7 protein-coding genes are annotated in these 4,783 nt (G+C 37.9%); 1 reads left to right on the forward strand and 6 read right to left on the reverse strand.

Annotated elements, in window-relative coordinates; translation table 11 throughout:
• Window positions 1-706: 706 nt before the first annotated feature.
• Window positions 707-1,162 (reverse strand): DUF4948 family protein, encoded by a 456-nt coding sequence (locus HMPREF0650_RS00360; protein WP_040561893.1) that lies wholly within the window; start codon window positions 1,160-1,162, stop codon window positions 707-709.
• Between the two features lie 179 nt (window positions 1,163-1,341).
• Between HMPREF0650_RS00360 and HMPREF0650_RS00365 the strand changes: the two genes are divergently transcribed.
• On the forward strand, window positions 1,342-1,812 hold the full coding sequence (locus HMPREF0650_RS00365; protein WP_040561895.1) for a hypothetical protein: 471 nt from the start codon (window positions 1,342-1,344) through the stop codon (window positions 1,810-1,812).
• On the opposite strand, the gene HMPREF0650_RS00370 is transcribed toward HMPREF0650_RS00365, so the two are convergent.
• From HMPREF0650_RS00370 to HMPREF0650_RS00390, 5 genes are all read right to left on the reverse strand, one after another.
• Window positions 1,781-2,686: a sel1 repeat family protein gene (locus HMPREF0650_RS00370; RefSeq protein ID WP_040561896.1), complete on the reverse strand. Its 906-nt coding sequence runs from the start codon at window positions 2,684-2,686 to the stop codon at window positions 1,781-1,783. The two genes, HMPREF0650_RS00365 and HMPREF0650_RS00370, sit on opposite strands and share 32 nt — an antisense overlap.
• Window positions 2,687-2,690: 4 nt before the next feature.
• Window positions 2,691-3,314 (reverse strand): RHS repeat-associated core domain-containing protein, encoded by a 624-nt coding sequence (locus HMPREF0650_RS13620; protein ID WP_004347431.1) that lies wholly within the window; start codon window positions 3,312-3,314, stop codon window positions 2,691-2,693.
• A 53-nt stretch (window positions 3,315-3,367) separates the two neighbouring features.
• Window positions 3,368-3,907 carry an Imm15 family immunity protein gene (locus HMPREF0650_RS00380; RefSeq protein ID WP_155813530.1) on the reverse strand — a complete coding sequence of 180 codons (540 nt, stop codon included), beginning with the start codon at window positions 3,905-3,907 and terminating at the stop codon, window positions 3,368-3,370.
• A 148-nt stretch (window positions 3,908-4,055) separates the two neighbouring features.
• On the reverse strand, window positions 4,056-4,238 hold the full coding sequence (locus tag HMPREF0650_RS13210) for a hypothetical protein (RefSeq protein WP_162013117.1): 183 nt from the start codon (window positions 4,236-4,238) through the stop codon (window positions 4,056-4,058).
• A gap of 58 nt (window positions 4,239-4,296) precedes the next feature.
• Window positions 4,297-4,566, reverse strand: a complete 270-nt coding sequence (locus tag HMPREF0650_RS00390) for an immunity 17 family protein (protein WP_040561900.1) — start codon at window positions 4,564-4,566, stop codon at window positions 4,297-4,299.
• Window positions 4,567-4,783 lie beyond the last annotated feature (217 nt).

The following is a 4,783-nucleotide window of genomic DNA, read 5'->3' on the forward strand; positions in this document are numbered from 1 at the left end:
GGACTTCAAGTTCAAATTATCTGCAAATTCAGTAATGAGAAGACGTGTAAACGCAATAAGGACGTTCAAGGGCTTAGTTGCGGATTTGAGGAAGATTATATTACAGTATAGAAAAATATTATCCATGTTGAACTACAATAAAAAACAAAAAAACTTTTCCCCAAAATAGACGCTTAGGACTTTTCTCCTGATATTCATCAACAAGATGGGATATTCTTGACTTCCTGAAATAGCATTTATACATGTATGTTACTATTGGCATGATTATTATGACAGACCATACCCATGAAAGTAAATCATTTCTGCTTTTTATGGGTAGATGTTGTAATATATTTAATCCTATATGCTGTTCTGCGATATAAACTATAGTAAGTATATTTACAAATAATAAGACAGAAACAATTAAGGCTGAGTCTATGCGAGTATCTGCAGATTTTCCGTAGCTCTTATTTTTTGATAAAAAATAATATGTCCAATATGCAATCTCTTTTAATAGCATAATCTTATCTCCTTGATTTTGATGCAGGTCCAATGAAAGTTTGTCTGGGGCTAAAACGTCTTTTGATAATTGTTGGTGGGAAAGAATGAATAGGTAGGACAACTCTTAGATTATCTACAGGTTGAATATATGGATCTTTTCGTATATTGGGGGCAAGCGTTGGAGAGTAAAATGCTCCTAATAAAAGAATAGCATACATCTCAAGAATCAATTCTCTCGACTGAGATGTATATACCAACCATTTTTTATAGGACGATATAACTCTATATTTACAGAATATCTTTGAGCAACTTGATCCAAATCTTCCTCCGTAATTCTTTCTACGATATACATTTCAGTGCTGGGATCTAAGGCAACCTCTTTATCGTAGTTCTTTATATGATCCTCAAGATTTGGAGCATAGATATACTCCTTGTACCCTCCGCTGATAGAAACACCCCATGTATGAAAGAGCAAGCATACTTCTGATATCCCATCATACTGTATGCTAATAATATCCAGTCTCTTGATTAAAGAGTCCAATTCCTTTTTATCTTTATATGAGATGATATAGGCTGTACTATCTGTTTCATCATAGGGGGGGTAATGAAATCTATCGTACTTAACAGAAATTTTTCTCAATCTCTCAAATTCAGACTCGTAGAGATTGAAATGCTCTAACATTTGATGATCTGACGACACATTATTTCTTGTACACCCAAAAAGCAAAAAAATGAATGTGATTAAAAAGAATATTGATGATTTAGACATTTCTTAATATTTACAGGTTTGTTATCTTGATAAGATTTATAGATTTCTTCTATCTCTCCCTGCTCATTGCGCCTCTGACTTAGTGTCCACTCGTGCAGGGGCACGTTGCCGTTCCACAGCCAGCAGGTGATGCCAATGGCATCCTTGCTCAGTCTTCTTCCGAGTGCGTCATAGGTGAACAGGGCATCAAAGGCAAAATCTCCCCCTCCGGGAGGTCTGACCTCCTTCAGCGTTCCGTTCTGGTTCCAGATATATTTTCATCGTTTTTGCTTGCTGTCCCACCACTTGCCTGTGCCCTTGTACTTTTCCACGAGCTGTCCGTCCCTATCATAGACAAAGCGCCATTCCCCCGACTGCTCCAGCTTTCCTCCTCGGAGGTACTTGTGCAGCTTTCTGTCAGGGTCGTCAAAGAGGTTGCCCGCCTTGTCCGAAAGACGGTACTCCTCCCTGCCATCGGCATAGACCGCCTTTTGCAGATGCCCGGTGGGGCTGTACTCATAGGTGGTGGTGCCAAAGCGGTTCTTACTTATTTTATTTGTGCTGCAGTCTATCTTCCATTGTAACTCGTTGTTTTGTTATAGCAGCATGCCCATCATTTGGGTACGATGGTAATGCCCGTAAAAGCCTAGTTGCACTAATATTCCCTTGTTCTGATGAAGCCGTGAGCCACTTTTCCGCACTAACGATATCTTTCGTTATAAATTTCCCTTCCAATAATATTTTTCCTAGCTCATATTGTCCCAGAGGATCTCCACATTCTGCTCTTTTAGAATGAAATGATAGGACATCACTTCTCATATCATAACTCCAATAATATTCATTATTATTCCAAATAACGTTCACAATATCATCTTTATAAGATAATTTGTAGACATAAAACAAAAGCATATCTCTTATCCCTGATTGAGCTGGTACTCTATCTAAAAGAGATACTATTTTTACAGATTCTCCATATCGATTATAAAAAGATAACTTAAGTGACAGTATGGATTTGTATGTGAACTGAACTTCACATTTATAAATATCTGATTTACCGCATTTTACTTGTTTGTACCTTTCAAAAAAAATGCAATTACGATCATAAATTGAATGAATAACCTGTTTTATCCCATTGTCATTCCATCTTCCTGAAAAAATATATCCATTGATAATGGAGTAAATTTCAGATAGAAGTATTTTCCGTTTTGTACTAAGATCATTACTAATGCTCAATTCTATCCATTGACTAATAGGTTTGTATATGTACTCTATTCCAAGAATACACTTCCCAACTTGAGGCTCATCAGTAAAAATAATCACTAATTTAACAACTCCATCTGTTTTTATGCTTTTACCTAAGTGATAAGCAAGCATATCAGAGATACTTAATACTTCCTTAGGCAGGGAAATATATTTCCCTGAAAGAATTATCTCTATTTGATTCAAATATCGATCCATATAATTATATTTGAGGATTTGGGCGTAAGTTTCCTTCAGGAGCAATGGGAGCATTTGCTATACGAGATTGACCACTTAGACCAATGCCAGTGTTTCCTGCATTTTGAGCAGAAATGGAATACACATTAACTCTTCCTTGCTCTACATTTAAGGCTTTTGAACGAGTTGATCCTTTCCTTACTATTTTAGATTCATAATTTCCTCCTGCTGCATTTAAAGCCCGAACTTGTGATTCTGCTCTAGAAGACTTAGTATCCTTTCTAATACGACCACCACTTATACCAAATTTATAAACTTCTTCCGTACCTCTATCATAAATAACATAAACATGATTAGGTTTAGGACTTTTCTTACTATTACCATGAATAGAGTATGTTTTTAATCCAAATACATCTAACCACCCATTTGTGTCACTTACATACGCGAACAAAGCTATCTTCCCGCTCGCAAAGCGGATGGGATCTTCAGATATATACCTACCCATTTGAGGGTCATAATATCTGAACCTGTTGTACGCCAACTTGATTTCCTCGTCGTAGTACTGCCCTTGGAAAAGGAACGGTATCTTGATGTAATCCTTGTAGGAAGTATAGTTCATCGACCGCTCCTCAATGACCTTCCCGTTCATGTCAAGCCTGCGGTACCATACTTCCTCGCCCCTCCACAGACATTTCAGTTATTTTATCGTTGATGTAGCCTTTTGCGGGGTATTATATATATTCTTTCTATTTTTTCTCCACCAGTAATAGTAGTGGTTTTATAGCATTTATACATATTGCTCATACCTACCATACCCCATTGTTTATTCAGAACATCATTTTTATCCACATTAAACCGCGTGCCATGTTGCAAAAACTTATAAGTTTTTTTTGTACTAATTAGAATGTTAGGGATACAAAAACCAACATCATCCATTTCCTCTTCTGGATTGACTAATGTAATACCAATGAATATACTAGAACTGACTTTGGCTATATACTCAAAATATAAACTAACATCATAAAGCAAGAATAAGGATACGTGAAGTAAATATTCAAGCACTTTCTCGGGTGGTATATATTTTTTTAAGAAATCGATATCCTTATATCGTGAAAACAATGGAATTTCCTCAAATACTCCATCTTTGATATTTACACGTTCTATTTCCCTAAACAACTCAGGTGTAAGTATTTTTTTGTATACTTTTGATGTTATAAATTCCATCCGTACTTCTTCAGCCATTTCTTTGTTTTTTTTTGAAACTTTAGGATCACTATCATATATAGAGCCATCTAAATTGAGAGCCCCACCATGCTATTTAGTTTCTATTATTGAAGAAAATTTCAAAAGTTCTTCGCTAATCTCGGAAACCTTTACGTAGCCGGGTGAATCAATTTGAATACTTATTCTTTCCATTTTTAATTATAGCGTGTTCATTCCTGGCTTCCGCCAGTGCCATGCCCGCCTTCATGCCCGTATCCACGGCGCTCACGCCCGCAGAGATGTCCTGTGAGGCGTTGGCGGAGGAATTGCCGGCAACACCCTCAAACGAGGAGCCCACACTCAGGGACAACTGGGTGCTGACGCTTTCAAAGTAACCGTGGGAGGTGGAAGACGAAGACATAGGCGGATTATTTATAATGGTAGTACAGGTAAACTAAGGCAAGAAGCAGGAGGACGGCGAGGACACCCTTCACGAACCGGACGGCATTCCTGCCAAACAGGTCAATCCACATTTGCGTAAAGTCGCTGTTCCCGCTCGGCAGCAGCGTCCATTTCCAGTCAAAAATCAACCCTATGAGATACAGGATTACAAGGAGGATTGCCACGAGAAGCCCGTATTGCGGATGTTCCCGGAGGTAGGCAAACAACTTGCCGAAAAAATCATTCAATTGTTCCATAATCTGACGGGATTTGTGGAGGGTTTTTCATTTGTTGCTGGTATATTGTCGTTCCCTGAAAATGGTTGACTTATTTTTTTGCTGAAACTGATTTCGGTTGACATCGTTTTCGTCGTCATACTAGAATGAGTTGTCTTGACTTTTCAAAGATACTGATTTTAGTTGACTCTGGCAATGTGGGGTAGTTTGTCGTGGTATACCCCGGGCTTGTTTTTTC

It is taken from the genome of Hoylesella buccalis ATCC 35310 (assembly GCF_000177075.1).
GTDB classification, from domain to species: Bacteria; Bacteroidota; Bacteroidia; order Bacteroidales; family Bacteroidaceae; genus Prevotella; species Prevotella buccalis.

Excerpts from the sequence above, each read along its gene's own strand:
- HMPREF0650_RS00360 (WP_040561893.1), bottom strand. The coding sequence starts at position 1,162 with ATGTTAGAGCATTTCAATCTCTACGAGTCTGAATTTGAGAGATTGAGA.
- HMPREF0650_RS00370 (WP_040561896.1), bottom strand. The coding sequence starts at position 2,686 with ATGGATCGATATTTGAATCAAATAGAGATAATTCTTTCAGGGAAATAT.
- HMPREF0650_RS13620 (WP_004347431.1), bottom strand. The coding sequence starts at position 3,314 with ATGAACGGGAAGGTCATTGAGGAGCGGTCGATGAACTATACTTCCTAC.
- HMPREF0650_RS00380 (WP_155813530.1), bottom strand. The coding sequence starts at position 3,907 with ATGGCTGAAGAAGTACGGATGGAATTTATAACATCAAAAGTATACAAA.
- HMPREF0650_RS00390 (WP_040561900.1), bottom strand. The coding sequence starts at position 4,566 with ATGGAACAATTGAATGATTTTTTCGGCAAGTTGTTTGCCTACCTCCGG.